Annotated in this window: 24 protein-coding genes and 2 pseudogenes; 18 read left to right on the top strand and 8 right to left on the bottom strand. The window is 70.5% G+C overall.

The window, feature by feature from the left end:
• Positions 1-3: 3 nt before the first annotated feature.
• Positions 4-615 carry a SipW-dependent-type signal peptide-containing protein gene (locus ABD951_RS16180; RefSeq protein ID WP_345346847.1) on the bottom strand — a complete coding sequence of 204 codons (612 nt, stop codon included), beginning with the start codon at positions 613-615 and terminating at the stop codon, positions 4-6.
• Between the two features lie 176 nt (positions 616-791).
• Positions 792-1,340: an alternate-type signal peptide domain-containing protein gene (locus ABD951_RS16175; protein ID WP_345346844.1), complete on the bottom strand. Its 549-nt coding sequence runs from the start codon at positions 1,338-1,340 to the stop codon at positions 792-794.
• Positions 1,341-2,012: 672 nt separating this feature from the next.
• On the opposite strand from ABD951_RS16175, the gene ABD951_RS16170 reads away from it, so the two are divergent.
• The 7 genes and pseudogenes from ABD951_RS16170 to ABD951_RS16140 all read left to right on the top strand — a co-directional run.
• Positions 2,013-2,603, top strand: coding sequence for a response regulator transcription factor (locus ABD951_RS16170; RefSeq protein ID WP_345347382.1), 591 nt, complete (start codon positions 2,013-2,015; stop codon positions 2,601-2,603).
• Positions 2,600-3,784 carry a sensor histidine kinase gene (locus ABD951_RS16165; RefSeq protein ID WP_345346841.1) on the top strand — a complete coding sequence of 395 codons (1,185 nt, stop codon included), beginning with the start codon at positions 2,600-2,602 and terminating at the stop codon, positions 3,782-3,784. The genes ABD951_RS16170 and ABD951_RS16165 overlap by 4 nt, the downstream gene beginning before the upstream one ends.
• Positions 3,781-4,830 carry a hypothetical protein gene (locus tag ABD951_RS16160; RefSeq protein ID WP_345346838.1) on the top strand — a complete coding sequence of 350 codons (1,050 nt, stop codon included), beginning with the start codon at positions 3,781-3,783 and terminating at the stop codon, positions 4,828-4,830. Before ABD951_RS16165 ends, ABD951_RS16160 begins: the two co-directional genes overlap by 4 nt.
• 198 nt (positions 4,831-5,028) lie before the next feature.
• Positions 5,029-5,262: pseudogene (locus tag ABD951_RS16155) on the top strand (LuxR C-terminal-related transcriptional regulator); the annotation flags it as partial.
• Between the two features lie 64 nt (positions 5,263-5,326).
• A complete protein-coding gene (locus ABD951_RS16150; protein WP_345346835.1) occupies positions 5,327-6,511 on the top strand; it encodes an ATP-binding protein in 1,185 nt (394 codons plus the stop codon).
• Between the two features lie 83 nt (positions 6,512-6,594).
• Complete coding sequence (locus ABD951_RS16145; RefSeq protein WP_345346832.1) at positions 6,595-7,635, top strand: hypothetical protein; 1,041 nt, start codon at positions 6,595-6,597, stop codon at positions 7,633-7,635.
• 207 nt (positions 7,636-7,842) lie between these two features.
• A pseudogene (locus ABD951_RS16140) lies at positions 7,843-8,067 on the top strand (response regulator transcription factor); the annotation flags it as partial.
• 26 nt (positions 8,068-8,093) lie between these two features.
• Here the strand turns inward: ABD951_RS16140 and ABD951_RS16135 are convergent.
• Entirely contained in the window at positions 8,094-8,960 is an 867-nt protein-coding gene (locus ABD951_RS16135) for a LuxR C-terminal-related transcriptional regulator (RefSeq protein ID WP_345346829.1), read from the bottom strand.
• Between the two features lie 133 nt (positions 8,961-9,093).
• On the opposite strand from ABD951_RS16135, the gene ABD951_RS16130 reads away from it, so the two are divergent.
• The 3 genes from ABD951_RS16130 to ABD951_RS16120 all read left to right on the top strand — a co-directional run bounded on the left by ABD951_RS16130 (position 9,094) and on the right by ABD951_RS16120 (position 12,360).
• Positions 9,094-10,704 carry an acyl--CoA ligase family protein gene (locus tag ABD951_RS16130; RefSeq protein ID WP_345346826.1) on the top strand — a complete coding sequence of 537 codons (1,611 nt, stop codon included), beginning with the start codon at positions 9,094-9,096 and terminating at the stop codon, positions 10,702-10,704.
• A gap of 52 nt (positions 10,705-10,756) precedes the next feature.
• The gene (locus ABD951_RS16125; protein ID WP_345347379.1) at positions 10,757-11,605 is read left to right on the top strand and encodes a 3-hydroxybutyryl-CoA dehydrogenase; all 849 of its coding nucleotides are present in this window, start codon (positions 10,757-10,759) and stop codon (positions 11,603-11,605) included.
• A gap of 80 nt (positions 11,606-11,685) precedes the next feature.
• Positions 11,686-12,360 carry a hypothetical protein gene (locus ABD951_RS16120; protein WP_345346823.1) on the top strand — a complete coding sequence of 225 codons (675 nt, stop codon included), beginning with the start codon at positions 11,686-11,688 and terminating at the stop codon, positions 12,358-12,360.
• Between the two features lie 81 nt (positions 12,361-12,441).
• On the opposite strand, the gene ABD951_RS16115 is transcribed toward ABD951_RS16120, so the two are convergent.
• Complete coding sequence (locus ABD951_RS16115) at positions 12,442-12,570, bottom strand: hypothetical protein (protein ID WP_345346820.1); 129 nt, start codon at positions 12,568-12,570, stop codon at positions 12,442-12,444.
• Between the two features lie 155 nt (positions 12,571-12,725).
• On the opposite strand from ABD951_RS16115, the gene ABD951_RS16110 reads away from it, so the two are divergent.
• From ABD951_RS16110 to ABD951_RS16090, 5 genes are all read left to right on the top strand, one after another.
• Positions 12,726-14,168: an MFS transporter gene (locus ABD951_RS16110; protein ID WP_345346817.1), complete on the top strand. Its 1,443-nt coding sequence runs from the start codon at positions 12,726-12,728 to the stop codon at positions 14,166-14,168.
• Between the two features lie 133 nt (positions 14,169-14,301).
• Positions 14,302-15,084: a VOC family protein gene (locus tag ABD951_RS16105; protein ID WP_345346814.1), complete on the top strand. Its 783-nt coding sequence runs from the start codon at positions 14,302-14,304 to the stop codon at positions 15,082-15,084.
• A gap of 10 nt (positions 15,085-15,094) precedes the next feature.
• The gene (locus ABD951_RS16100; RefSeq protein ID WP_345346811.1) at positions 15,095-15,676 is read left to right on the top strand and encodes a TIGR03086 family metal-binding protein; all 582 of its coding nucleotides are present in this window, start codon (positions 15,095-15,097) and stop codon (positions 15,674-15,676) included.
• Positions 15,673-17,370, top strand: a complete 1,698-nt coding sequence (gene ilvD, locus ABD951_RS16095; protein ID WP_345346808.1) for a dihydroxy-acid dehydratase — start codon at positions 15,673-15,675, stop codon at positions 17,368-17,370. Before ABD951_RS16100 ends, ilvD begins: the two co-directional genes overlap by 4 nt.
• Before the next feature lie 37 nt (positions 17,371-17,407).
• Positions 17,408-18,391 (top strand): adenylate/guanylate cyclase domain-containing protein, encoded by a 984-nt coding sequence (locus ABD951_RS16090; protein ID WP_425569868.1) that lies wholly within the window; start codon positions 17,408-17,410, stop codon positions 18,389-18,391.
• A 6-nt stretch (positions 18,392-18,397) separates the two neighbouring features.
• On the opposite strand, the gene ABD951_RS16085 is transcribed toward ABD951_RS16090, so the two are convergent.
• The 3 genes from ABD951_RS16085 to ABD951_RS16075 form a co-directional block, all read right to left on the bottom strand.
• Entirely contained in the window at positions 18,398-19,117 is a 720-nt protein-coding gene (locus ABD951_RS16085) for an oxygen-binding di-iron domain-containing protein (protein ID WP_345346802.1), read from the bottom strand.
• Between the two features lie 86 nt (positions 19,118-19,203).
• A complete protein-coding gene (locus ABD951_RS16080) occupies positions 19,204-20,043 on the bottom strand; it encodes a DUF6319 family protein (RefSeq protein ID WP_345346799.1) in 840 nt (279 codons plus the stop codon).
• 6 nt (positions 20,044-20,049) lie between these two features.
• Complete coding sequence (locus ABD951_RS16075; protein WP_345346796.1) at positions 20,050-20,703, bottom strand: S1 family peptidase; 654 nt, start codon at positions 20,701-20,703, stop codon at positions 20,050-20,052.
• A 247-nt stretch (positions 20,704-20,950) separates the two neighbouring features.
• On the opposite strand from ABD951_RS16075, the gene ABD951_RS16070 reads away from it, so the two are divergent.
• On the top strand, positions 20,951-22,474 hold the full coding sequence (locus ABD951_RS16070) for an MFS transporter (protein WP_345347376.1): 1,524 nt from the start codon (positions 20,951-20,953) through the stop codon (positions 22,472-22,474).
• A gap of 21 nt (positions 22,475-22,495) precedes the next feature.
• Here ABD951_RS16070 and ABD951_RS16065 read toward each other — a convergent pair whose 3' ends face one another.
• Complete coding sequence (locus ABD951_RS16065) at positions 22,496-23,734, bottom strand: Nramp family divalent metal transporter (RefSeq protein WP_345347373.1); 1,239 nt, start codon at positions 23,732-23,734, stop codon at positions 22,496-22,498.
• Between the two features lie 192 nt (positions 23,735-23,926).
• Here ABD951_RS16065 and ABD951_RS16060 point away from each other — a divergent pair, with 192 nt between their 5' ends.
• Both ABD951_RS16060 and ABD951_RS16055 read left to right on the top strand, forming a co-directional pair.
• Positions 23,927-24,838, top strand: a complete 912-nt coding sequence (locus tag ABD951_RS16060) for an AurF N-oxygenase family protein (RefSeq protein ID WP_345346793.1) — start codon at positions 23,927-23,929, stop codon at positions 24,836-24,838.
• A gap of 33 nt (positions 24,839-24,871) precedes the next feature.
• Positions 24,872-26,560 (top strand): FAD-dependent oxidoreductase, encoded by a 1,689-nt coding sequence (locus ABD951_RS16055; protein ID WP_345346790.1) that lies wholly within the window; start codon positions 24,872-24,874, stop codon positions 26,558-26,560.
• Positions 26,561-26,572 lie beyond the last annotated feature (12 nt).

The raw sequence follows: 26,572 nt of genomic DNA, 5'->3' as shown, positions 1-26,572 counted from the left end.
CACTCAGGCCGTCGTCGCGTTGAAGTTGAAGGAGGTGTTCACCGTCTGGTTCTGCACCGTCGTCGGTGCGGCCGAATCGAGAGTCACCTGGAAGCACAGGGTTTCGCTGCCACCGTTGGCCAGCGGCCGTGCGGTGGGGATGAGGCTGGCCGAGCCGCCGGACACCAACGCAACGCCGTTGGCGATCACGGTTCCGCCACTGCAGGTCGTTCCGTTGGACGTGCCCGTCGAGACGATCACCTTCAGGTAGGGCGCCAACGTGGACGAGGTCGCGGCCGCCGCCATCGTGTAGTTGAACGGAGTCGAGCCGGTGTTCTGCACGGGCAGTGTTGCCGCGACGCTGCTGCCCGGCAGCATCCCGGTCTTCGTCAACGACGCGAACGCGTACGCCGCGGGGTTGCCCTGGTTTCCGTTGAGCTGCAGGTCGATCGATCCGGTGCTGAACACGCCGGAGGTCGCGGTGGCCGAGTCGCTCCACGCAGCGAGGGTTCCGATCGCGCCGAGGCCGAGCACGATGCCCAACGACGCGACGGCACGCGGCTTGCCACCCGACAGGAACGAACGTGCCCGGGCACCGAACCCTGACGTGGAACTGGGAACCTCATGACGCGACATTCGGTGGGCCTTTCGTGCGTGGGTCGAGCGGTGGGCGCCGAGCGCCAGAGCAAAAGTTGTTGTGCTCGAACGATGTTCGCGGGAACGCCGGCCGTACGATCCGGATCGGGGGCTCGGACCGGACGACCGGCGCGTCCATGGGCTCGCTGCGAGGGCAGCGAGCGGGCATCAGAGGCCTACGACGTCTGCGTCAGCGTGACGGCGAAGTTCGACAGGTTGACGGTGCCGTCCTGCGCCGTGGTGCCCGACACGGAGGACGGGAGGGTGAAGTTGACATGGACGTTGACGTTCTTGCCGTCCTGCGCGCTGGTCACCGTCGCGCCGCCCGGGCCGGTGGGCAGGGTGGTGCCGTCGACATCCGCGGTGACATTGTTGGTGAGGGCGGTGTCGAGACCGTTGGTGCCGGTGATGCTCGCGGCGTCGGCGACGAGCTTTGCAGTCAGGTTCTTGCCCTGTGCGCCGATCTTCACGACCGCGTCGTAGGCGACCTGGTCACCGGGAACCAGTTTGTCGGCGGCCGGGTTGAAGGCCTGGCCCGCCAGCGGACCGTTCACCCACTTCCATCCGGTGCTCCCCGAAACCGTGGTCAGGCTCAAGTTACCGGACTGGACGGTGCCGCCGCCGACGGTCTGCGAGGAGTTCCACGCGGCCATGGTCCCGGCGCCGCCGGCGAGGAGGAGCGCGGCAGCACCGGCAGCGATGGCACCCTTGGTCTGCTTGTTCATATGAGCTCAGCTTTCGTCGGACCCCCGTCGGGGGTCTGCGGTTCAGTCTTCGATCTGGTTGTCGGCGCCCAATTGGGATGGGCTCGGTTTCGTATGTCCGGCACGCGCGTTCGGGTCGCGACAGTCGAGATTCGGCTCCGGGCAACGGGTCCCATGTGGCCGGAGCGGGTTCGCGATGACGAAGTGTTTACCACAGCAGCGAACTGCCCCGGAGCGATTTCAGGTCATCCGTCCAGATGATTCTGGTCGAATGTCCAGTTGTTGCTTCATCCGTTAGACGAACGAACCGCGACAGGTACCTCTACCTGCCGGTATCTGTTACCGGACGACCCTCACCCGTCGGTTGATCGACGGATGCCCGACACGAGAGTGAGCGCGTATCGTCCCGCGGACCGAGCCGCCGGACGGCAATTCCTGCTCATTCATCGAACAGCTGAGCTAATTTGCCGCAATCCGGGCGATGACCTCGCGGCGATGTCGAGGCCGACTGCTACCGTCAACAGCGATTTCCCGGCACGTACCGCAACCGCACGAGTGCACGGCCGACACTCGGTGAGGAGCAATGTGACTGAGACCCATTCGGACAGAGGTGAACTCGCCGACTCCGAGAGCAGGCCTCGCCGAATCGGCGTGGTGGAGGACCACGAGTCCGTCGTGATCGGACTCGAGGCGATGCTGTCCGGGCACCCGAACCTCACGATCGCCGCGTCGGCACCGACGGTCCCCGACCTGCTCGGCTCCGGGCAGCAGCTCGATCTGGTGATCCTCGACCTGCGCCTGGCCGACGGCTCCTCCCCGAAATCGAACGTCGAACAACTGCGCGACGCCGGCCTCGAGGCCCTCGTCTTCACCAGCGCGGAGGATCCGTACCTGGTGCGGTTGGCCGCCAAGGCCGGCGTGCTCGGAGTCCTGCGCAAGTCCGAACCGACCGCGACGGTCATCGCCGCCATCGACGCCGCGGCGAACGGGGAACAGGTCGTGACCACGGAGTGGGCTGCCGCGATCGACGGCGATCCCGGCCTGCACGACGTTGGGCTGAGCCCGCGCCAGCGCGACGTGCTCGCCCTGTACGCGTCCGGGGAGAAGGCCGCCCGGGTCGCCAGCCTCACCGGTCTCGCCCCGCACACCGTCAACGACTACCTCGCCCGCATCCGCGCCAAGTACGCCGAGGCGGGCCGGCCCGCGCGCACCAAGACCGACCTGTACAAGCGCGCCGTCGAGGACGGCTGGCTGCCGGTCCCCAAACGCGACAACCACGGATGACCGCGCCGGGCGCCGAACGCCGGGGCGCCACCGACCGGATCCTGCGCACGTTCGGGGTGTTCACCAGCGCCGGATATCTCTTCTACCTGCTGCTCCTGCTCCCGTCGATCATCTCGCAGGCCGGCCGGTTCGACGTGTGGTGGACGCCGGCGGCCGCGGTCGCGGTGTTCGGGTCTGGGTTCGCGTTCGGGTTGTCGTCGCTGCTCCCCGACACCCGGTGTCTACGGATCGGCGGCGGTGTGGCGGCGATCGTGTTCCTGATCGCCGTGGGGACCGGCATGTGGGCGTGGACCGGACCAGACCTGACCGACCCGCAGGGGGTGTGGCTGTCCACGTTCCCCGGGGTCGCCAGTCTCGCCGCGGTCGCGGCGTGGCGGCCCGTCTTCGCGTTCGCGCACATGATTGTCGCGTGTGTCGGGGTGCAGGTGTTCAACTTCCTCGCCCGCGACCCCGCCACGACCAGCCCGCTGGTCCCCGACATCGCGTTCGCGATCATGTTCTGCACCCTGTTCGTCGGTGCGGCGGTGATGGCGTTGCGCACCGGCAGGGTGCTCGACTCGACCCTCGACGCCACGCACGCGGCCGCGGCCGCGGCGGCGGCCAGTCGTGCCCGCACCGTCGAACGCGCCCGGTTCGACGCGCTGATCCACGACGGGGTGATGTCGACGCTGCTGGTCGCGTCGCGGCAGGGAACCACGCCGAGCCTGAGCGGTCAGGCCGCGCAGACGCTGCAGCAACTCGACGCGCTGCGCGCGGGTCCGGGACCGGACGACCGGTTCGGTGCCGCCGACGTGCTCACGCACCTGCGCACGGCGGCGGGGTCGGTGGACGACGGCGTCGAGGTCCAGGTGCGGCGGGCGCCCGGAGCGGAGGCGTTCACGATGCCCGCGGATGCGGCGCGGGCGATCGGGGCCGCGCTCGCCGAGGCCCTGCGGAACAGTGTCCGGCACGCCGGCCCCGGCGCGCGGCGGTCGGTGACCACGAGCGTCGGGGCGTCGCGCCTGACCGTCGAGGTCGCGGACACCGGACGCGGGTTCGACCCACGGACGGTGCCGGCACACCGCCTCGGCCTCGCCGTCAGCATCAAGGGCCGGATGCGGCAGCACCCCGGGTGTGCGGCCCGAATCGACTCACGGCCCGGTGCCGGCACCCGGGTCCACCTCACGTGGGACGCGTCATGACGCAGGCGGTCCGCACGATCGGCGACGACTACGACGCCCGCACCCTGATCGGCATGCGGAGCCCTGCGGCCAACGCGATCGTGGTGTTCTACTCGGCGACGTTTCTGCTGCTCGCCGTCGTCTCCCGCGACGGAGTGAGCTCGTTCTGGCCGATCGCGGTCGCCGTCGCGGCCGTCAGCGTCGGCGCGGTCGCGATCGTCCGCGCGCCCGGCGACCCGCTGCCGATGAGGCCGACATGGGCGCTGACCGCGCTCGGTCCGGTGGCCGTCGCCCTCGTCCTCGGGGTGCTGCCGATACCGGTCTCCAGCCCGTTGCAGACGTGGCCGCTGGGTGCGGTCACCGCGATCTACGCGTTCCTGTGTGTCCGCGGACGGCCGGGGTTCGCGTGGCTGGGAATGCTCTCGACGATCACCACGTGCGTCGTGTGGGCGACCTTGACCGGCCAGGGCCCGGCACACGGACTCGTGATGTCGGTGATCAACCTGGCGCCCCTGCTGATGGCCACGTTCTTCGCCTACACGATCCGCCCGTCCGCGCGGGCGATCTTCACGCTGCGGGAGCAGACCACCCGGCGGGCCGCGGCCGAGGCCGCCGACTCCGCCATTCTGGAGGAACGCGACCGCCAACTGCGTCGGCTCGACGAACAGGCGCGGCCGCTGCTCGCGCGCATCGCGGCGGGAGATGCCCTGTCCGCCGACGAGCGGCTCGCCTGCCGTCTGCTCGAAGCGCATCTCCGGGACAGTGTCCGGGCGCCCGCGCTGACCGATCCGGCCGTCGTCGCGGCCGCCCGCAGTGCCCGCGGCCGCGGCGTCGAGGTGATCCTGCTCGACGACCACGCGATGGACCACGCGACCGCGGAGGCCCGGCGCCGCTTCCTCGACAGCGTCGCCGAGGAGTTGTTCGCGGCCGAGGCAGGCGCGGTCACCGTCCGCATCCTGCCGCCAGGGCGGGACGCGACGGCGACGATCCTGTGCAGCACCGCCGACAGTGTGCGCCGGGTCGAGTTCGGCTCGGACGGACGCCCGGTCGGCCCTTCGTGCATCTAACCGTGCCCCGAGTTCTACGGGCAGGAAAGTTCTGTCTGTCGGCGCACCGACCGCGGCGCATACCGTCGTCGACGCAGAGGCCTCCGGACGGGAGCCGAGTCCTCTGCGTCCGCACGCACCAACGAGGGGGCCGACATGACCGCTGCGCTCGACCAGCACCATCGGACACACATGGCAGTCCGGTGCACGCCGCGGCAGCAGCTGCGCCGCCCGCAGTTGTCCCCCCGCGAGATCGAGGTGCTGCTGAGCTGGCTGCGCTGCGACTCCAAGAACTCGGTGGCCACCCACCTCTTCCTGTCCATCGGGACCGTGAACACCCATCTGGCACGCATCCGCACCAAGTACAGCGAGGTCGGACGCCCCGCACCGACCAAGGCTGCGCTGGTGGCGCGAGCCGTGCAGGACGGCCTGATCTCGCTCGACGAGCTGTGACACCTCCACTGTTCGGCCGAGAGCGATGATCGGTCCCGCTCCCCCGGTCGAGCACGGTGCCTCGATGTCGCGGCCCACGGGCGTCGGCGCCGCCGAGGAACAGATCATTCGCACGTTCGCCCGGTTCCTCGGTGCGGCCGCGCTGGTGTTCGGAGTGCTCCTCACCCGGAACGCGATCGCCCTGTCCGCGATCGTTCCTCGGTGGTGGACACCGATCGCCGCCGCCCTCGTGTTGCTCCCGCTCCTGGCACTCTGGCCGGCCGCCAAGGCGACCGATCCACGCTGGATCCGGCGATGCGGCACCGCAGCGGCGGCCGGATACCTGATCACACTGGTGTCCTGGCTCGCCGTCGTGGACGGGCACATCCCGTCCAACCTCGACGTGTGGCTGGCCACCTTCCCGGGCCTCGTCACGATGGCTGCCGCACTGACCTGGCGGCCCGCAACGAGCCTGGCCTACCTGGCGGTCAGCGCGGGCACCGCCGAGGTGGTCCGGTACGTCACCCGCGACGGCCAGGAGCACGTCGTGCTGCCGGTGGAAATCCTGGCGGTGATCGTGTTCTGCAGTTTGTTCACCGTCGCGACGATCGCCGCAGTGCAGACCGGTCGCACCCTCGACCGGACCATCGCATCCTCCGTCCACCATTCGGCCACCGCCGCGGCGCTCGCCGCGCGCGACGTCGAACGCGGCCGCTTCCACGCGCTGATCCACGACCGCGTCACCTCGACACTGCTCGGCCTCGCACAGCGCGGCAACACCCCGGAACTGAGCGGACAGGCCGCAATCGCGCTCGCCGAACTCGACTGCCTCCGGACGAGCAACGTCGCCGACGAGGGCCTCGACGTGACCACTGCCGTCGGGCTGATCCGCGCCGCCCTCGTCGAAGTCGACGGCGACATCCCCGTCGACTTCGACATCCGGACCGACTCGCTTCTCGTCCCACGGGCCGCCGCCCGTGCGATCGCGTCCGCCGCCGCCGAGGCACTGCGCAACAGCATGCAGCACGCGGACACCCACGACCGGTACGCGGACCGCCTGATCGCGATCGACGCCGACCCAGGCGAACTGCGTGTGGTGGTCGCCGACAACGGCCGCGGCTTCGACCCGGACCGGGTGCCCGGACTACGGCTGGGGATTCGGACGAGCATCCGGGCGCGGATGGACACCGCGGCCGGATGCACGGCGGTGATCCGCTCGGCGCCCGGTCGGGGCACCCAGGTCACGCTGCTGTGGTCGGTACAGCCGTGAGCCGCACACGACGCCCGGCTCCGCGCACGAAGCGCACAACCGGGAAGGGCACGGGCCCACGGGATATCCGCACCCTCCTGTGGATGGACCGCCCCATCGCGAAGGTCGTCGTCCTGGCGTTCTGCGTCACCTCCGCGTTACGTGCCGTCACGTATCTCGGTGATGCACAGCATGTGTGGCCGATCCTGGCCGCACTCGCCCTCTGCACGGCGGGCGCATTCGCGATCGTCGCGGTGCCCGGAGACCCGATGCCGGCTCCGACCGCGACCGCGCTGACCCTGCTCGGGCCGGTCACCTGCCTGTTGGTGCTCCCCCAGATTCCGACGCGGGATTGGATCATGAGCGACATCTGGCATCTGCGTGCGGTGGCGGTGATCCTGTGTTTCCTGTCGTTGCGCGGCAGGATGGTTCACGCCTGTGTCGGCGCGGCGCTGTCGATGGCGGCGTTCACTGCATGGACCACGGTCACAGACCAGGGGTGGAACAGCGGCCTGCGCCTGTCCACGATCATCTTTGCCCCGGTGCTGATTTCGGTACTCGTCGCCGTCACCGTCCGCCCGATGGCGTTCGTGGTGTTCACGCTGCAGGACCGGGAGAGCGAACGGGCCGCGGACGAGGCGATGACATTGGCCGTCACCGCCGAACGGGAACGGCACCTCGCCGCCCTCGATGCGTCGGCGCGCCCCCTCCTCGAGGCGGCCGCGGGCGGCCGCGTGTTCACCGCCGACGACCGCGAGCACTGCGCGGTGCTCGAGGAACGGCTGCGGGACACACTGCGCGCACCGGTGTTCGCCGACGACGAAGACCTCGCCCGGGCGACCGCGGCCGCGCGCCGGCGCGGCACCCGGGTGATCCTGCTCGACGACGGCGGGCTCACCGACACGGCTCTCGTCGTCCGCGTCAGGGTTGCGCTGGTGGACGAACTCGACGCCACCGCGGGCGGTACCCTCACCGCGCGGGCACTACCCGCCGGGCGTGCGGTCGCGGCGACGATCGTGATCGAGGAGGGCACGCGGGTGCGGCGAGTCGAGTTCGACCGCGTCGGCGGGGTCCGGGTCGAGGTCCGCAACGGCGACGAACCCGATCGCGACTACCAGGCGGTTCGCTCGATCACCGGGGCCTGACGGAACCGCGTGCCCCTATTGTTGTGGGCATCGAACTCGCGTCTCGGCACCCGGACACCGAACACTTAGGATTTTCACAGGAACGCGCCCGCCGCGGTGGCGAGGCTGCCTGGACAGTCCGGGGGGACTTGGGTGAACACACTGCTCGACCAGCGCAAACACCGAACGCACCTCGACACCCGACCGGCCGCACCGCGGCAGCTGCGCAAACCCGTCCTGTCCCCCAGGGAGGTCGAGGTCCTGCTGGCGTGGCTGCGCTGCGACTCCAAGAACGCCGTCGCGGCCGAGCTGTTCGTCTCGCTGGGCACCGTCAACACCCACCTGGCCCGGGTGCGCGCGAAGTACACCTCTGTCGGCCGGCCCGCGCCGACCAAGGCCGCGCTCGTCGCCCGTGCGATCCAGGACGGACTCATCTCACTCGACGAGCTCTGACGTCCGGCGCCTCCCCGCCGGCGGTCCTACGGCAGCAACCCCCGCCGCCGCGCCGCGAACACCGCCTCCTGCCGACTGCCGACCTCGAGTTTGGCCATCAGATTGCGCATGTAGGTCTTGACGGTTTCCACACTGAGGGCAAGCCTTTCGGCGATCTCCGCGTTGCGGCACCCGAGGGCGACGTGGGAGAGAACATCGAACTCCCTGGGCGACAACGTGATCGACGTGTCCGCCGCGTCGTCACCGCCGGCCAGTGAGCGCAGCGTCGCCTCCACGTGGCGCAGCTGGGCGGCCACCGACTCGTCGGAGATACGCCCGGCGAGCTCGTGCAGGGCCAGGTAGCTCTCGGTGATCCGCTCCGACTCGGACACCGAGCGCTGCGCCCGCGGCTCGGTGTTGGACAGCAGCGCGACACGCCGGTCCACCTCGTCGCGGATCTCGATCTCCCGGGCCAGCCGGTCCGCCGCCCGCAGCACCGGATCGGTCATCACCTCGCCGATCGGGCGACGCGCCCGCAGCCCGCCGTACAGGGCGCCGCGCGTCACACCGCGCACGACGACCGGGACGGCCAACAGCGACTCGATGCCCTCCCCGGCGACGTGGACGTCGTACTCGTGGGTGATGTGGTCGGAGGCGAAGTAGTCGGGGGCGGCCTCGGGTCGCTGCTCGGCGACCGCCCGGCCGCCGAGTCCGCAGCGGAAGTCGATCGTCAGTCCGCGCAGGATTCGGCTGCGGGTGCCTGCGAAGCCGGACAGCAGCATCACGCCGCCGGCGACCGCCCCGCCGAACAGGACGGGGAATGCGGTCGACGTGCTCAGCGCCCGCAGTTCGGCGCGCAGCGCGTCCTCGTCGCTCGGCCGCAGCAGGTCGTTCGATCTCGGTGTCTCGTTCATCGCGATCTCGTCGTCACGGATATACCCACTTCGTAGGGTAGCGGCCGCCGCGGAGTGGCTCCTACCGTCGAGCGTGACGCCTGTAAGCCCAGTCACAACCCGACGGGGCCCGCCCCACCTGGAGAAATCACCCATGACCGCCCTGGCCGCGAACCACTCCGAGCTCAGCCCCCTGCGTTTCCTGGAGCGCTCTGCGTCGGTCTTCCCCGACCGCACCGCGATCGTCCACGGTGACCGCCGGTACAGCTATCGCGAGTTCGGCGACGCGGTGCAGCGCCTGGCGAAGGTGCTCGCGGCCCGCATCGCACCCGGCGACCGGGTCGCCTACCTGTCCCCCAACACCCCCGAGCTGCTGATGGCGCACTTCGCGGTCCCGCTCGCCGGAGGGGTGCTGATCGCGCTGAACTCGCGCCTCGCGGGTCCCGAGCTCGAGTACATCCTCGACCACTCCGGGACGTCGATCCTGTTCGTGGACTCCGAGTTCCTGGGCTCGGTCACCACCGTTCGCGACACCGTGCCGTCGGTGCGCGAGGTCGTCGAGATCCCCGACTCCACGATCACGATCGACAGCCCGGTCACCGGCGTCGCGACGAGCACGTACGCGGACCTGCTCGCGACCCCGGTCGACGACGCGCCGCTGCCGTGGACGGTCGCCGACGAGCTGACCCCGATCGCGATCAACTACACCTCCGGAACCACCGGAAAACCCAAGGGCGTCATGTACTCCCACCGTGGCGCGTACCTGAACTCGCTCGGCGAGACCTTCCACAACGGGTTCACCGGTGCGACCAAGTACCTGTGGACGCTGCCGATGTTCCACTGCAACGGCTGGTGCACCCCGTGGGCCGTCACCGCCGCCGGCGGCACCCACGTGTGCCTGCGGGCCGTGCGCGCCGAACCGATCTGGGACGCGATCGACACCCTCGGCATCACCCACCTGTGCGGAGCCCCGACCGTGTGCTCCACGATCGCCGACGCCGCGCAGGCACACCCGCTGAGCACGCCGCTGCGCATCACCACCGCAGGCGCCCCGCCCTCGCCGACGATCATCGGCAAGCTCGAGGCCCTCGGCATCACCGTCGTGCACGTGTACGGCCTGACCGAGGTGTACGGCCCGTACACGATCTGCGAGCCGCAGGAGTCGTGGGCGCAGCTCGACCCGGCCGAGCGGGCGGTGCTGATCTCCCGGCAGGGCGTCGGGATGGTGCAGGCCGAGACCGCACGCGTCGTCGACCCGCAGATGAACGACGTCCCCGCGGACGGGGTCAGCCTCGGCGAGATCGTGCTGCGGGGCAACAACGTGATGCTCGGCTACTACAAGGACGAGAAGGCCACCGCCGAGGCGTTCGCGGGCGGCTGGTTCCACACCGGCGACCTGGGCGTCATGCACCCCGACGGGTACATCCAGCTCAAGGACCGAGCCAAGGACATCATCATCTCCGGCGGCGAGAACATCTCCACCGTCGAGGTGGAGCAGGCGATCGTCTCCCATCCGGCCGTCGCGGACGTCGCGGTGATCGGCGTCCCGGACGACAGGTGGGGCGAGCGGCCGAAGGCGTTCGTGCTGCTCAGGGCCGGTGCCGAGATGACCGCCGATGAGCTGATCGCCCACACCCGGGGCCTGCTCGCCGGGTACAAGGTGCCGCGCGACATCGCGTTCGCATCGGACCTGCCGCGCACCCCGACCGGGAAGATCCGGAAGAACGAGCTGCGGGCGGCCGACGGCGTTGTTACCGGCCCGTAGCAGAATGTCCCACGACCAATGTGAAAGATCATTCAGGTTTGGAGAGATGACAGTGGAGCTGATCGGAGTGATCGGTGGCGGCACCATGGGTGCCGGCATCGCCGAGGTGTGCGCGAAGGCCGGGAGCGACGTCCTGGTGCTCGAGACGAAGCAGGAGTTCGCCGACGCCGCGACCGAGCGGATCGCGTCGTCGATCTCCCGCGGCGTCGCGAGGGGCAAGATCTCCCAGGAGGAGGCCGACGCCGCCATCGCGCGGGTCCGCGTGACCCTCGACATCGAGGAGTTCGCCGACCGGGACCTCGTCATCGAGGCCGCCCCGGAGATCGAGGCGCTGAAGTACGAGATCTTCGGCAAGCTCGACAAGATCGTCAAGCCGTCCGGCATCCTCGCGACGAACACCTCCTCCATCCCGGTGATCAAGGTCGCCGGCGCCACCTCCCGCCCCGAGCAGGTCGTCGGCGTGCACTTCTTCAACCCGGTGCCCGTGATGCCGCTGGTGGAGATCATCTCCACCCTCGTCACGTCCCCGGAGACCGCCGCGGCGGTCACCGACTACGCCAAGAACACGCTGCGCAAGACCACCGTGCAGGCCGGGGACCGGTCCGGGTTCATCGTCAACGCGCTGCTGATCCCGTACCTGTGCCAGGCGGTGCGGATGCTCGAGTCGGGTTACGCGACCGCCGAGGACATCGACGCGGCGATGAAGGGTGGCTGTGGCTACCCGATGGGCCCGCTGACGCTGCTCGACACGGTCGGTCTGGACGTCGCGCTCGCGGCGTCGGAGTCGTTGTACGCCGAGTTCGCCGAGCCGCACTACGCGCCGCCGGCGTTGCTGCGCCGGATGGTCGACGCGGGTCGCCTCGGTCGTAAGTCCGGCCGCGGCTTCTACGACTACAGCTAGGCAGCTCCGCTGCCTGTGAGTGGTTTCATCGGGGTGTGCAAACCACTCACAGGCGGCGCGGTCGCCTGGGACGGAGTTCCATGACGCTCGTGATTCCCGCCCGCTTCAACGGCCCCGACGGCTCCGGCAACGGCGGCTATGTCGCCGGCGTGACCGCGGCGACCCTCGGGGAGGGTCCGGCGACCGTGTCGCTGCGGCTGCCGCCGCCGCTGGAGACGGCGCTCGGCGTGGCCACCGCCGACGGCCGGACCGTGGTGTCCGACGGGGACGCGACGGTGGTGGAGGCCACCGCCGCCCCCGATGTGGAGATCCCGGTGGTCGAACGGGTCGATCTCGCGACCGCCCGCGCGGCGTCGGACGCGGCCTCCGGCGCCGTCGACGACAGCCCGTTCCCCCGCTGCTTCGTCTGCGGCAACGCCCGCGAGCCCGGCGACGGCCTGCGACTGTTCGCCGGTCCGGTCGGCTCCGGCACCGTCGCCGGAGCGTGGCGCGTCGGCGACGACCTCGCGGGCCGCGCCGAAATCGTGTGGGCGGCACTCGACTGCCCCGGAGCCTGGACGGCCGCCGACCGGATGCCGATGGTCCTGGGCTCGATCACCGGCCGGGTCACCGCGACCCCGGAGCCCGGCGAGGACTGCGTGGTGACGGCCCGCTTCCTCGGATCCGAGCGACGCAAGGTGTGGACCGCGACCACCGCGTACGGCGCCGACGGCCGGGAACTCGGTCGGGCGCACGCCACCTGGATCGCGCTCTGACTCTGCACAGACACGCCGGTGCCCCACCTCCCGGAGGTGGGGCACCGTCGTGCGTTCCGGCGTCGTGGCCGGGACGGCAGGTCAGCTGAAGGACGCGAGCGCAGCGCCGACGGTGAGTACGGCGCCGACACCGCCGATGATCGTGCCCAGGCCCGTCACGATCGGCTGAACCTGCTTGATGAGCTTGATGTCGTCGTCGGACGAACCCATGGATGACTCCTCGAGATGTGGTGGTGTGCAATCGGGAGTCACTAAACCGCACGCCGCCGCCCGAACAGCCTCCCCGAACCGGATTCGCCGGCGAAAGCGCTGGTGACGAGTTTGAATCCCGCTGGCGCTAATGTCCGCGGCGTAGCCTCGACGCCATGACGGTCCCGCTCCGGTCCCCGACCGGCCGCGCGGTGGTGCTCGCGACGGTCCTGGGTTCGTCGCTGGCGATGCTGGACGCGACGGTGGTGAACATCGCGCTGCCGCGGATCGGCGAGGACCTCGGCGCGACGGTCGCCGGCCTGCAGTGGGTGCTCAGCGGCTACACGCTCACGCTGGCGTCACTGATCCTGCTCGCCGGGGCCCTCGGCGACCGGCTCGGCCGGCGCCGCGTCTTCGTGTGGGGCACGGTGTGGTTCACCGTCGCATCGATCGGGTGCGCGCTCGCGCCGACCATCGGCGTCCTCGTCGCGGCCCGGGTCCTGCAGGGGGTCGGCGCCGCGCTGCTCACCCCCGGCAGTCTGGCGTTGCTGTCCGCGACGATCGACCCCGACGACCACGGCACCGCGATCGGACTGTGGTCCGGGCTCGGCGGGGTCGCGTCGGCGGCCGGCCCGCTGGTCGGCGGCTGGCTGGTCGAGGTGGCGAGCTGGCGGGCGGTGTTCTGGCTGAACCTACCGCTCGCGGTGGCCGTGGTGTGGGTGGCGGTCCGACACGTCCCCGACAGCCGTGACCCGAACGCGCACGGGCGGCTCGACGTGCCCGGCACCGTCCTCGGCATCGTCGCGCTCGCGGCACTCACGTACGGCCTGATCGGCGGGCACCCGGCGCCGGTCGTGGCCGGGATCGCGCTGTTCGGGGTGTTCGTGGTCGTCGAGCGGCGTTCCACCGACCCGCTGGTACCACCGTCGCTGTTCCGGTCCCGGGTGTTCACCGCCGCGAACCTGGTGACGCTGACCGTGTACGCGGCGCTCGGCGGGGTGTTCTTCCTGCTGGTCCTGCAGCTGCAGATCGTCGCCGGCTATTCGCCGATGGCGTCCGGCCTCGCGACGCTGCCGATCACGGTGCTGATGCTCGCGCTCTCGGCCCGGGCGGGTCGCTGGGCGCAGCATCACGGGCCGCGGCTGCCGATGACGGCCGGGCCCGTCGTCGGTGCGGCCGGCCTGCTGCTGATGCTCCGGATCGGTCCGGGGGCCTCGTATCTCACCGACGTGCTGCCTGCGGTGCTGGTGTTCGGCCTCGGCCTGTCCACCCTCGTCGCGCCGCTGACCGGGGCGGTGCTGAACTCGGTCTCCACCGACCGGGCCGGGATCGCGTCGGGAGTCAACAATGCCGTCGCCCGCAGCGCCCAGCTGCTCGCCGTCGCGGCGTTGCCCGGCCTGGCCGGGATCACCGACTACGGTGACGCGTCGGCGTTCTCCGCCGGATTCCGCACCGCGATGCTGATCTGCACCGGACTGATGCTCGCCGGCGCCGCGCTGGCCTTCGTGATGGTTCCGGCGTCGAAACCCGCCGTACCGCACGACGACTCGATCGAATGCCGGCCGCACTGCGACATCGCCGCTCCCTCGATCGACCCGAACCGCGAACGCTCCCGGTGAGCTGGGCTCGAGCGACCACTTCCCGGCAACCTCTTTCCAAACCGGCGACGGGCTGGAAACGTGAACGGTGGGCGTCACCCCGGCGCGGGCGACACCCAGCAGGACCGAATTTCCCGAGCGAAAGGACGTCACCATGCCCACCCGTTCGAGCTATCCGGAAGGCGTCCCCTGCTGGGTCGACCTGTCGGCCGCCGACCCCTCCGCCGCGAAGACCTTCTACACACGGCTGTTGGGCTGGGAGTTCGAGGACATGCCCAACCCCGGCGGCGGGATCTACTCGATGGCACGGCTGCACGGGCACTACGTCGGCGCGGTCGGCGGGCAGCCTCCCGGCACCCCGGAGGACACACCGTCGCACTGGAACACCTACCTCGCCGCCGACGACGTCACCGCGGTGACGGCGAGGGTCGCCGGCGCGGGTGGTCAGGTGCTGATGGGTCCCGACGACGTCGGGGAATCCGGACGGATGGCGTTCGTGGCGGATCCGACCGGTGCCGTGGTCGGATTGTGGGAGGCCGGACAGCACATCGGTGCAACGCTGGAGAAGGAGACCGGCACTCTCGTCTGGTCGGAGCTGATCACACCGGACCCGGCGGCGGCCCTCGCGTTCTATCGCGACGTGATCGGCATGACGCACACGGAGGCGCCGATGCCGGACGGGACCTACACGCTGCTCCACGCCGGTGGCGAGGACATCGGCGGGTGCACGACGCCTCGGATGCCGCAGGTCCCAACCCACTGGCACGTCTACTTCGCCACCGACGATGCGGATGCGTCCGCGGAAATCGCCACCACCGCAGGCGGATCGGTGATGGCCGAACCGTTCGACGTTCCCGGCGCCGGACGGATCGCGGTGATCGCCGACCCGACCGGCGGAGTGTTCAGCGTGATCCGTCCCGATCCGGCGCAGCAGTAGGGCGGCGGCCGTGGCGCTGGAGTGGCTCGCGTTGCTGCGCCGAGCCCACCACGAATTCTCCACCCGCATCGAGGCCGTCACCGACTGGTCCGCCCCCACCCCCGATTCCGAGTGGGACGTCGCGGCACTGGTGCGGCACGTCGTCGCCGAACAGCAGTGGGTGCCGCCGCTGCTGGGCGGCCTGACGGTCGCCGACGCCGAAAGCCGGATCCGTCCGCTCGGCGACGATCTCGTCGCGGAGTGGAACCTCTTCTCCGGGTTGGCGATCGCGGCGTGGGACGTCGCCCCGCCCGCGGCGCCGGTGCACCTGTCGTACGCGACCGTCACGGTGGAGCACTATCTGCGCGAGCAGGTTTCCGACGTGACGATCCACGCGTGGGATCTTTCGCGCGCGGTCGGCGTGGACGAGAACCTCGACCCCGCACTCGTCGCCGGCGTCTGGGAGGTGCTCGACCAGCAGCGCGACATGCTCGTCGCCAGCGGCCTGTTCGCGAATCCCGTTGCGGTGCCGGACGGTGCCCCGCTGCAGGACCGGCTGATCGCCCTGACCGGCCGCGACCCCAGACCGACCGCCCCGGGAGGTGCGAGATGACGAGCGAACCCGACATCAAACCCCGCAGCCGCGACGTCACCGACGGGTTGGAGAAGACCGCGGCCCGCGGCATGCTGCGTGCGGTCGGCATGGGCGACGAGGACTGGGGCAAGTCCCAGATCGGGGTCGCGTCGTCGTGGAACGAGATCACCCCGTGCAACCTGTCACTCGACCGGCTCGCGCAGGCCGTCAAGGACGGGGTGCACGCCGCCGGCGGCTACCCCCTGGAATTCGGCACGATCTCGGTCTCCGACGGCATCTCGATGGGCCACGAAGGCATGCATTTCTCGCTGGTGTCGCGGGAGGTGATCGCCGACAGCGTCGAGACCGTGATGCAGGCCGAACGCCTGGACGGCTCGGTGCTGCTCGCCGGATGCGACAAGTCGCTGCCCGGAATGCTGATGGCCGCGGCCCGGCTCGACCTGGCGTCCGTCTTCCTGTACGCCGGGTCGATCCTGCCCGGCACCGCGAAGCTCTCCGACGGCACCGAGAAGGACGTCACCATCATCGACGCGTTCGAGGCGGTCGGGGCGTGCGCGCGGGGGCTGATGAGCCGCGAGGACGTCGACGCGATCGAACGGGCCATCTGCCCCGGCGAGGGCGCGTGCGGGGGCATGTACACCGCGAACACGATGGCCAGCGCCGCCGAGGCCCTCGGCATGTCACTGCCCGGGTCCGCGGCGCCGCCGGCCACCGACCGCCGCCGCGACGGCTACGCGCGACGCAGCGGGCAGGCCGTCGTCGAACTGCTGCGCCGCGGCATCACCGCGTCCGACATCCTCACGAAGGAGGCCTTCGAGAACGCGATCGCGGTGGTGATGGCGTTCGGCGGCTCCACGAACGCGGTGCTGCACCTGCTCGCGATCGCGCACGAGGCCGGAGTGTCGTTGAGCCTCGACGACTTCCGCCGGGTCGGCGCCCGGGTCCCGCACCTGGCCGACGTGAAACCGTTCGGGGCGTACGTGATGAAGGATGTCGACCACATCGGCGGTGTGCCGGTGATCATGAAGGCGCTGCTGGACGCCGGCCTGCTGCACGGCGACTGCCTGACCGTCACCGGCCGTACCGTCGCCGAGAACCTCGCCTCGATCGCACCGCCCGACCCGGACGGCAAGGTGCTGCGGGCGATGCACTCCCCGATCCACCCGACCGGCGGCATCACGATCCTGTCGGGGTCGCTCGCCCCCGGCGGTGCCGTGGTCAAGTCCGCCGGGTTCGAGTCCAACGTGTTCACCGGCACTGCACGGGTTTTCGACCGTGAACGCGCCGCGTTGGACGCGCTCGAGGACGGCACGATCACCGGCGGTGACGCGGTCGTGATCCGCTACGAGGGCCCCAAGGGCGGTCCGGGGATGCGGGAGATGCTCGCGATCACCGCCGCGATCAAGGGTGCCGGGCTCGGCAAGGAGGTGCTGTTGCTGACCGACGGCCGGTTCTCCGGCGGCACCACCGGACTGTGCGTCGGCCACGTGGCACCGGAGGCCGTCGACGGCGGACCGATCGCGTACGTCCGCGACGGCGACCCGATCCGGCTCGACGTCGCGTCCGGGCGACTCGACGTCCTCGTCGACGAGGGCGAGTTGAGGCGGCGGGCCGAGGGCTGGGAACCGTTGCCGCCCCGCTACACTCGTGGAGTGCTCGCGAAGTACGCGAAACTCGTCGGGTCGGCGTCGAACGGGGCCGTGTGTGGGTGAGCGGGAGAGCGAACGACGGCAGGCCCGCGAGTTCGCGATGATTCAGGCGGAAGTCGAGCGGAACCTGCTCGGCGGCGAGGTGAAGTACACCCGCGAGCAGGTCTCGGAGATCTCGGGCATCCCGCTCGAGCGTGCGCAACGGCTGTGGGTCGCGATGGGTTTCGCGGTGGACACCGATCCCGGTGCACCGATGTTCACCGACGCCGACGTCGACGCACTCCGGTCGATCACCTCGCTGGTCGACCGCGGCATCATCGACCCCGACCTCGAGGTGTCGGTGACCCGCGCACTGGGACAGTCGTTCTCCCGCCTCGCCGAATGGCAACTGGGACTGCTCAACAGTCACATCGTCGACCGGGTACACAGCCACGGCCAGGACACGCCGGTGGACGTGCACGCGGTGGCGGCGGAGGCGACCCTGGTCGCCGAGCAGATGCTGCCGACGCTCGAACGACTCCAGTCGTACGTGTGGCGTCGCCACCTGGCGTCGAACGCGGCCCGGTTCTTCGACAGCCGCGGCGCGGACGTCGACCACCGAAACCTGGTGATCGGGTTCGCGGACATGGTCGGGTACACCAGTCTGACCCGGCGCCTCGACATCACCGAACTGACCGAACTGCTCGAGTTCTTCGAATCGACCGTCACGAACGTGATCAGCCAGAACCACGGCTGGGTGATCAAGAACGTCGGAGACGAGGTGCTGTTCGCCGTCGAGGATCCGGCCGCCGCCGCGCGGATCGCGCTGGCACTGCAGGATGCTGCGCAGGCCACCGAGGAACTGCCGAACCTGAGGGTCGGGCTCGCACGCGGCGAGGTGCTGGTCCGGTTCGGTGACGTCTACGGATCGGTGGTGAACATCGCAGCGCGACTGACCAGTTCGGCCCGCCCCGGCACCGTGCTCGTCGACACGAACCTGGCCGAGGCGTTGGAGACCGTCCCCGATCTCCAGCTCCGTTCGCTCCGCACACTGCGGGTGCGCGGCTTCAGCCGGCTCCGGGCGTACGCCCTGCGCAACGGGTAGGCGCGCCTACTTCGCCAGCTCCGCCTCGAACCGTTCCTGATAGGCCGCCGCCAGCTCGCGCAGCGCACCCGCGCAGTCCCCGGTGAACGCCGGCCCGTGCATCAGCCCGAGCGTCCGCGGTTCGAGGTCGGCGAGGGCCCGGATGGTCGGCGCGAGAGCGGGCGTCAGCGCCGTCGCCCGCCCGAGGTCCTCGGCCGCCAGTGCGGGGCCGAGGATCTCGGTGTCGGTGCTGGCGGGGTGGTGACCGAACGCCGTGAACAGATCGCCGCAGAGCAGCGTCGACGTCGTTTCCTCGAAGACCAGGCCGGCGTCCCAGCCGTGCGGCACGTGCGGGGTGTCGAGGTGCCGGACACGTCTGTCCCCCACCTCGATCAGCTCGCCGTCCTGCAGGGCCCGCGGCGGCCGGTCCGCCAGGTCGTTCACCTGCACGAAGCAACTCATGGCGCCGTGCGCGACCTCCGCGTTGGGTGCGGCCGCCAGCCACGAGTTCATCGACCCGCACTCGTCGGCCTCGACATGACCGAAGGTGATCCACCGCAACCGATCCAGCGGAATCACCCGTGCCACCGCCTGGGACGTCAGAGGAAACAGCGCGCGCTGCCCCATGTGGAACAGCAGCGGCTCCTCGCCGGTGACGAGGTACTGGTTCATGACGAGGTTGGCGTCCTCGACGTAGGTCGAGAATCGGTAGATGTCCGGCGCCACCTCGGTCGTCGTGGTCTCCACAGTCGGCTCCATTCGAGTCCGAAACGCTTGCCCACCTCGACGACCAGAGTGCACCGTCGGCGGCGCCGACACAAGGCGTCGACGGGCTACGCGCCCAACGACTCCAGCGCCGTACGGGCCTCCTCGAGCTGCCGGCTGAGCTCCTCGACCCGCTTGGCGGCCGCATCACGGGCCGCGCTGAGCACCGACGCGACCGCCTCCTGCGCGGCGGGATCCCCGAGCTCCTGGACCGCGCGCTCGACGGCATCCGCCGAGACAGGTGCGGCCTTGCCGGGACGCTTCGCGCCGTGCGTCACCGTGACGGTCCACTCCCCGCCCGCTTCGGCGTGCAGGGTGACACTGATGCCTGCCGGTTCCTTGGTGCGGCGGGGGCGGCGCGGCGCCGGGGTCTCGGCGGCGGTGTCGGCGGGAGCGTCGGGCTTCGGTGTGGTCACGGGATCCTTCGGGGTGGTCGGCGGGGCATCGGCGGATGGCGTGCGCTGCGCAGCAGCGGGTTTCGCGGCGGCAGCGGGTTTCGTGGCGGCAGCGGGTTTCGTGGCGGCAGCGGGTTTCGCGGCGGCAGCGGGTTTCGCGGCGGCAGCGGAACGCTCCAGCGCTGCTCGCGCGGATGCGGACCGGGCTCGCGGCGCGGCGGGGCTCGGCTTGGCTGCCTGTTTCGGTGACCTCACCGCCGGCTGCGCCGGCGTGCGGGTCAACCGCAATTCGTCGGCCTCGAAAGGCAGTTCGTCGTTCACTCCCTTCGGACGGATCAGCACCGTGCTGCCGTCCACCGACACCACCCGCGCCGAGCAGCCGGCGGGCAGCCCCAGACTCGGGGTCGCCTCGATGAGGTACACGGTGGCTCGTTTGCCCGCGGACAGCGTGTCGGTCAGGTCGATCAGGTCCTGCTCGGTGAGATGGTCACCGGTTCGCTTGCGAGGTGGCATCCGCGATCAGATCGGCCGGAATCCGGCGCCGACCCCACCGTGCGCGTTGAGATCCGCCATGATGATGTCGATGTTGGTTCCGAGTTCGGGGCCGATGCATGCGACCCCCACGTAGGCGTTCACCATGCCGACCAATGTAGTACCGCGCACGACCGGGCTTCCCGAGTCACCCTCGATCACGCACATCTGGGTCCAGGTTTCGTTGGACTGCAGGAGATCGCCCCACACGACACCGCACGTGTTGCCGGTCCGCAGACCCTGCTTGCACACCACGTCCGGGAACGCGGCGGGCGCTCCCACCTGGGTGATGGTCACGCGACCGATCTGGTTGACGGGGGTCACCTTCGCGGGATCGAACTGGATCACGGCGTAGTCGAGGTCTCTGCTCTTCCCGACGATCTGGCCGACGACACCCGCGTCCTGTCGATGCTCGGACACGATCGAATAGCCGGGCTCGCCACAGTGCCCGGCGGTGATCCCGACGAGCCGGCCGCCATTGTCGTGCCCGATCGCCGTCAACGTGCACAGCGCCTCGTCGCCGACCACGATCCCCGATCCGCCCCCGAGAATTGCAGGTGAGGAGGCCGCCGACGCTCCCACACCCAGATATCCGAACATCGCTGCCACCATCGCGACCACGAGTGCACACTTCTTGGCCATCGTCCGACCCTCCCGGAGGTTCGCCGGCCCAGGTGTGACACCCGGTCCGTAGGAAGACGAGCTCGTATTTCAGTATCCGCGCCCGCGCAAGTACCTCGCAGTCGAACGCGTGGATTGACGTACACGTGCCGGCCGGCCGTGGGCGAGGCTGTACAGCGACCGGTCGTCCGTCGATACTGTCGGTCTCGTTCGGCACTGTGGAGGCCATGTTTTGACGACCGCACGCACCGGACCCGGCGCCACCGGGATGTCCGCCCGCGAGCTGTGGACGTTGACCGTGGTGTGTTCCGCCGTCGCGCTGGTGATCGCCGCCGCGGCCGCGCTGAACTCGGCGCTGCCGGCGATGGCCCTCGACACCGGTGCCACGCAGAGCGAATTGACCTGGATCGTCGACGGCTACACCCTCACCCTCGCCGCGCTGCTGCTGCCGGCCGGCGCGCTCGGCGACCGGTTCGGCCGGCGTGGGGTGCTGCTGGGCGGGCTCGCGATCGTCGCGGCCGCGTCCGCCGGGGCGATCTGGCTCGACTCCCCGCAGTGGCTGATCTGCACGCGCGCTGTCGCCGGCGTCGGCGCCGCACTGGTCATGCCGGCCACGCTGTCGCTGCTCACCGCCACCTTTCCGCCCGAGCACCGCGCGCGGGGTGTCGCGATCTGGTCGGGGGTCGCGGCGTCCGGCGGCATCGCCGGACTGCTGGTGTCGGGGCTGCTGCTCGAGACGTGGCCGTGGCAGTCGATCTTCGTCGGCTTCGCGGTCGCCGCGATCGCCCTGTTCACCGCGACCTGGACGATCTCACCGTCCCGGGACGAGCATCCACCACGGTTCGACGTGCCGGGCGCGCTGCTCGCGGTGGCCGCGGTCGGGCTGCTGGTGCTCGGGGTCCTCGAGGGCCCGCTCTGCGGGTGGTCCGACCCGGTCCCCCTGATCGCGATCGTCGGTGGCCTGATCTGCGGCGCGGTGTTCGCGATCGTGGAGCTGCGGCGCGCCGAACCGCTGCTCGACGTCCGGCTCTTCGGCAACCGGGCGTTCGGCGCCGGCGCCGCCTCGGTGACGCTGCAGTTCCTCGCCTCGTTCGCACTGTTCTACCTGATCGTGCAGTACATGCAGCTGGTGCTCGGCTACAGCCCGCTGCAGTCCGGGCTCGCCCTCGCACCGATGATCGTTCCGACGATGGCGATCTCGGCCGCGATCCCCTGGCTGCTGCCCCGGCTCGGCCTGCGCTGGCTCAGCGTGCTCGGGCTCGTGTTCGCCGGCGTCGGCATGATCGTCTTCGCCGGCGTGGATGCGGACAGCGGCTACGGCGCCACGGTCGGTGCCCTGCTGATCTACTCGGTCGGCGTCGGGCTGTGCACCGCGCCGGCGACCCACGCGATCGTCGACAACACCCCGGACGGCAAGCAGGGCGTCGCGTCGGCGGTCAACGACACCACCCGCGAGATCGGTGCGGCGGTCGGGATCGCGCTCGCGGGCAGCCTGCTCGCCGCCACGTACAACACCAACATCGCGCCCGCCGTCGAGGCGGTGCCGGAGCCGGCGAAGGAACCGGTGGGCTCGTCACTGGCGGCGGCGCTCGAGGTGGCGAAAATGGCTGGGCCGCAGGGCGATCAACTCGCGGAGTTCGCCCGCACCGCGTTCATGGACGGCGTCTCGACCGCCGCGTACGCGCTGGCCGCGGTGCTGCTGGTGGCCGCGGTCGGGGTCGGCGTCTGCGCACCCGGACGGCGCACGTCGGCGCTGGGCGCCGACGCCGAGACCCCCGCCCTGGTCGACTGACCCGGTCGGCCGCCTGGGTGCTCATCCGGTGACGGTGAGCACCAGCAGCGCGACGTTCAGGGCCACGATCACCGCGGTGGCCGTCCAGGCCGCGACCGTCGTGCCCCACCGGTTGACGTGTTCGCCCATCAGCCCGGGCTCGGATGTCATGCGCACCAACGGGATCAGCGCGAACGGGATGCAGAAGCTGAGCACGACCTGGCTGATCACCAGCGACATCGTCGGGTCGGCACCGCTCGCGAGGATCACCAGCGCGGGGATCAGGACGAGGATCCGGCGCAGCAGCATCGGGATCCGGAGGTGCAGCAGTCCGGCCATGATCTCGGCGCCGGCCGCACACCCGACCGACGTGGAGGCCAGGCCCGAGGCCAACAGACCGATCGCGAACACGACCGCGACCGCCGGACCGAGCGCCGACTCGATCGCGGCGTGCGCCCCCTCGATGCTGTCGGTGCCCTCGACTCCCCGCAGCGCGGCAGCCGCCAGCAGCAGCATCGCGATGTTGACCGTGCCTGCGACGGCCAGTGCGGCCCCGACGTCGAGTTTCGTGGCCCGCAGCAGCCGCGGGAGCAGCGCGGGACGGATGCCGCGGCCGTGCCGGTCACGGGCCAGTGCGGAGTGCACATAGATCGCGTGCGGCATCACCGTCGCACCGAGCATGCTCGCCGCGAGCAGCACCGTCTCGGCGCCCTCGAACCGCGGAACGAGCCCGTGGAGGGCGTCGCGGCCGGACACGTCGGTGAACGCGAGGCCGCTGACGAATCCGAGAGTGATGATCGCCAGCATCCCCATGACGACGAACTCGAAGGTTCGTTGACCACGGGACTGGGTCGAGAGGATCGCCATCGACACCGCGCCGGTGATCACACCGCCGAGCCACAGCGGCAGCCCGAAGAGCAGGTTGAGCGCGATCGCACCGCCGATCACCTCGGCGAGATCGGTCGCGACCGCGGCGAGCTCGGCCTGCAGCCAGAACGCCTTGCGCGGAGTCGGGCGCAGCCGGTCGCCGAGCAACTCGGGCAGCGACCGCCCGGCGACGAGGCCGAGCTTGGCGGACAGGTACTGCACCAGCACCGCCATCGCGTTCGCCATCACCAGCACCCAGACCAGCAGGTAGCCGTACTTGGCACCCGCGGTCAGGTTGGCCGCGACGTTGCCGGGGTCGACGTAGGCGATCGCGGCGACGAACGCCGGTCCGGCGAGGGCGATCAGCCGCCCCAGGCCGCCCCATCGCGAGGCGGGTGGGCGGGTCCGCTCGATCGTGCGGACGCTCTCCACGGCATCCCTCCAGACCAGCTCGAATCCAGTATTTGCTCAACCATATCAAGAAGTTTGGTGACCCAAACTTTGCGGGTGGTCGTGGCGGTTGTCACACGCGGGCGACCGTGGGTACAGTCATGTAACTGTGACTTGATGTCACATACACGACGAGATGCACCCGGAGGCCGGCACATGACCACTGCAATTCCGACGCAGCGACCCGAGGCCTCCGACCGCGAGGAGACCGCGGGCCGGCTGCTCGCCTCGTCCGCGCGCATGTCCTACGACCCGATGGTCGAGGTCGACTGGGACGCGCCGATCCCCGACGACAAGTACGGCCTGACCCCCGAGTGGAGCACGCTCTACGGCACGCGGCTGTGGGACGAGCTGACCGAAGAGCAGCGGATCACCCTGACCAAGCACGAGGCGGCCTCCGTCTCCAGCGTCGGCCTCTGGTTCGAGATCCTGCTGATGCAGATGCTGCTGCGCGACGTCTACGACCGTGACAAGTACTCCCGGCACGTCCAGTTCGCGCTGACCGAGGTCGCCGACGAGTGCCGGCACTCGGTGATGTTCGCGCGCGCCGGTGAACGCCTCGGCGTGCCGAACTACGGCCCGCACCCGGTGATCCACCGTCTGGGCCGGGTCTGGGGTCACTTCTTCCGCGGCGCCAACGCCTATGCGTCGGTGATGGCCGCCGAGGAGATCCTCGACATGATGCAGCGCGAGTTCATGCGGGACGAACGCGTCCAGCCGATCACCCGCACGGTCTCCAAGATCCACGTGCTCGAGGAGGCCCGGCACATCCGGTTCGCCCGCGAGGAGGTGGTGCGCCGCCTGCAGGGCGCCGGCCGCGCCCGGCTCGCGATCGAACGCATGAACACCGCGGTCGTCGTGTACTTCGTGATGAAGTCGATGGTCCGCGCCGACGTGTACACGAACGCAGGCCTGGACCCCGCACGGGCGCGCGCCGAGGCCCGCGCCAACACCCACCACCAGGACAAGGTGCGCCGCTCCGGGGCGAAGCTCATGCAGTTCCTCACCGAGGCCGGGCTGGTCTCGCGCCCGACGAGGCTCCTCTACAAGCGAGTGCACCTGATCTGACCGACGCATCAGCGACAACCGAGGAACGCACCCATGGCCTACGTGATCACCCAGGCGTGCTGCAACGACGCGTCGTGCGTCGCGTCCTGCCCCGTCAACTGCATTCATCCGACCCCGGACGAGCCGCAGTTCGCGACCACCGAACAGCTCTACATCGAACCGGACACCTGCATCGACTGCGGTGCCTGCGTCGACGCCTGCCCGGTGGCCGCGATCTTCCCGGACGACCAGCTGTCCGGGCCCGACGCCCGGTACGCGCAGATCAACGCGAACTACTACGACCGGCACCCGATGTGGGAGGGCTGGGCGCCGCTGGCACCGAAAGAGGCCAAGCGGGTGGACCTCGGGACTCTGCGGGTCGCGATCGTCGGCGCCGGACCTGCCGCGTGCTACGCCGCCGACGAGCTGCTCGCCCACTCGGATGTCGAGGTCGAGGTGTTCGAGAAGCTGCCCACCCCGTGGGGTCTGGTGCGGGCGGGTGTCGCGCCGGACCATCCCGGCACCAAGGTCATCACCGACGCGTTCGAGTGGACCGCAGGCAAGGACGGTTTCCGGTTCCACCTGGGCGTCGAGGTCGGCACCGACCTGACCCACCGGGAGTTGCTCGACCACCACCACGCGGTGATCTACGCGGTCGGGGCGCCGCACGACCGCAGCCTCGGCATCGACGGCGAGGACCTGCCCGGCAGCCACGCCGCCACCGAGTTCGTCGGCTGGTACAACGGGCATCCCGACCACGCGCACCACGATTTCGACCTGTCCGGGGAGCGCGCGGTGATCGTCGGGAACGGCAATGTCGCCCTCGACGTCGCCCGCATCCTGACGATGAACCCCGACGAACTGGCCCGCACCGACATCGCGGACCACGCGCTGGACGCGCTGCGCCGCAGCAACATTCGAGAGGTCGTCCTGCTCGGCCGGCGCGGCGCCGCGCAGGCCGCGTACAGCACGCCGGAGTTCCTGGCGCTCGGCGACCTCGACGGCGTCGACGTCGTGATCGATCCGGCCGAACTCGACGCCGACCCGTCCTGCGCGGGCGAGCCGGACCCGCAGGCGGCGTTCAAGGTCCAACTGGCACGCGAATATTCTTCCCGCGCAACCACTCCGGGCAACAAGCGGATCGTGTTCCGCTACCTCGCGTCACCGACCGCGGCACACGGGCCCGGCCGCCTCGAGTCGCTGACCGTGGTGCGCAACGACCTCGTCGCCGGTCCGAACGGCACCCCGGCCGCCCGCCCCACCGGGGACACCGAGACCCTGCCCGCCGGGCTGCTGCTGCGCTCGATCGGCTACCGCGGCCGTCCGGTGCCCGGAGTTCCGTTCGACGAGCGCCGCGGCGTCGTCCCGAACGACCACGGTCGCGTGCTGGACGGGCCGGGCGGTGCGGTGATCGACGGGGTGTACGTGACCGGGTGGATCAAGCGCGGACCGTCCGGGGTGATCGGCACCAACAAGGCGTGCGCGAGGGAGACGGTCACCCGGCTGCTCGACGACTTCCAGAACGAGCGGCTGGTCCGGACGGTCGTCGACCGCGCCGCGCTGGCGGCCCTGCTCGACCGCCGCGTGCCCGGCCACCTCGACGGTCGCGGCTGGCGGGCCATCGACGCCGCCGAACGGGCCCGCGGCGCCGCCGCCGGCCGCCCCCGCGTCAAGTTCACCGCCGTCGACGAGATGCTCGCCGCGGCCAGGGTCCGCCACCGGCTCCCCCTGTTCACCCGCTGACCCCCTTCCCGG

Origin of the sequence: Rhodococcus olei, assembly GCF_039540555.1 — a bacterium.
Lineage (GTDB): Bacteria > Actinomycetota > Actinomycetes > Mycobacteriales > Mycobacteriaceae > Rhodococcus_G > Rhodococcus_G olei.
The sequence above is the reverse complement of the archived record's forward strand: the minus strand, read 5'-3'. Positions and strand labels throughout refer to the sequence as shown.

Excerpts from the sequence above, each read along its gene's own strand:
- ilvD (WP_345346808.1), top strand. The coding sequence starts at position 15,673 with ATGACGAGCGAACCCGACATCAAACCCCGCAGCCGCGACGTCACCGAC.
- ABD951_RS16130 (WP_345346826.1), top strand. The coding sequence starts at position 9,094 with ATGACCGCCCTGGCCGCGAACCACTCCGAGCTCAGCCCCCTGCGTTTC.
- ABD951_RS16080 (WP_345346799.1), bottom strand. The coding sequence starts at position 20,043 with ATGCCACCTCGCAAGCGAACCGGTGACCATCTCACCGAGCAGGACCTG.
- ABD951_RS16070 (WP_345347376.1), top strand. The coding sequence starts at position 20,951 with ATGTCCGCCCGCGAGCTGTGGACGTTGACCGTGGTGTGTTCCGCCGTC.
- ABD951_RS16170 (WP_345347382.1), top strand. The coding sequence starts at position 2,013 with ATGCTGTCCGGGCACCCGAACCTCACGATCGCCGCGTCGGCACCGACG.
- ABD951_RS16165 (WP_345346841.1), top strand. The coding sequence starts at position 2,600 with ATGACCGCGCCGGGCGCCGAACGCCGGGGCGCCACCGACCGGATCCTG.
- ABD951_RS16090 (WP_425569868.1), top strand. The coding sequence starts at position 17,408 with ATGATTCAGGCGGAAGTCGAGCGGAACCTGCTCGGCGGCGAGGTGAAG.
- ABD951_RS16150 (WP_345346835.1), top strand. The coding sequence starts at position 5,327 with ATGTCGCGGCCCACGGGCGTCGGCGCCGCCGAGGAACAGATCATTCGC.
- ABD951_RS16105 (WP_345346814.1), top strand. The coding sequence starts at position 14,302 with ATGCCCACCCGTTCGAGCTATCCGGAAGGCGTCCCCTGCTGGGTCGAC.
- ABD951_RS16115 (WP_345346820.1), bottom strand. The coding sequence starts at position 12,570 with ATGGGTTCGTCCGACGACGACATCAAGCTCATCAAGCAGGTTCAGCCG.
- ABD951_RS16160 (WP_345346838.1), top strand. The coding sequence starts at position 3,781 with ATGACGCAGGCGGTCCGCACGATCGGCGACGACTACGACGCCCGCACC.
- ABD951_RS16135 (WP_345346829.1), bottom strand. The coding sequence starts at position 8,960 with ATGAACGAGACACCGAGATCGAACGACCTGCTGCGGCCGAGCGACGAG.
- ABD951_RS16110 (WP_345346817.1), top strand. The coding sequence starts at position 12,726 with ATGACGGTCCCGCTCCGGTCCCCGACCGGCCGCGCGGTGGTGCTCGCG.
- ABD951_RS16180 (WP_345346847.1), bottom strand. The coding sequence starts at position 615 with ATGTCGCGTCATGAGGTTCCCAGTTCCACGTCAGGGTTCGGTGCCCGG.
- ABD951_RS16120 (WP_345346823.1), top strand. The coding sequence starts at position 11,686 with ATGACGCTCGTGATTCCCGCCCGCTTCAACGGCCCCGACGGCTCCGGC.
- ABD951_RS16175 (WP_345346844.1), bottom strand. The coding sequence starts at position 1,340 with ATGAACAAGCAGACCAAGGGTGCCATCGCTGCCGGTGCTGCCGCGCTC.
- ABD951_RS16145 (WP_345346832.1), top strand. The coding sequence starts at position 6,595 with ATGGACCGCCCCATCGCGAAGGTCGTCGTCCTGGCGTTCTGCGTCACC.
- ABD951_RS16060 (WP_345346793.1), top strand. The coding sequence starts at position 23,927 with ATGACCACTGCAATTCCGACGCAGCGACCCGAGGCCTCCGACCGCGAG.
- ABD951_RS16055 (WP_345346790.1), top strand. The coding sequence starts at position 24,872 with ATGGCCTACGTGATCACCCAGGCGTGCTGCAACGACGCGTCGTGCGTC.
- ABD951_RS16075 (WP_345346796.1), bottom strand. The coding sequence starts at position 20,703 with ATGGCCAAGAAGTGTGCACTCGTGGTCGCGATGGTGGCAGCGATGTTC.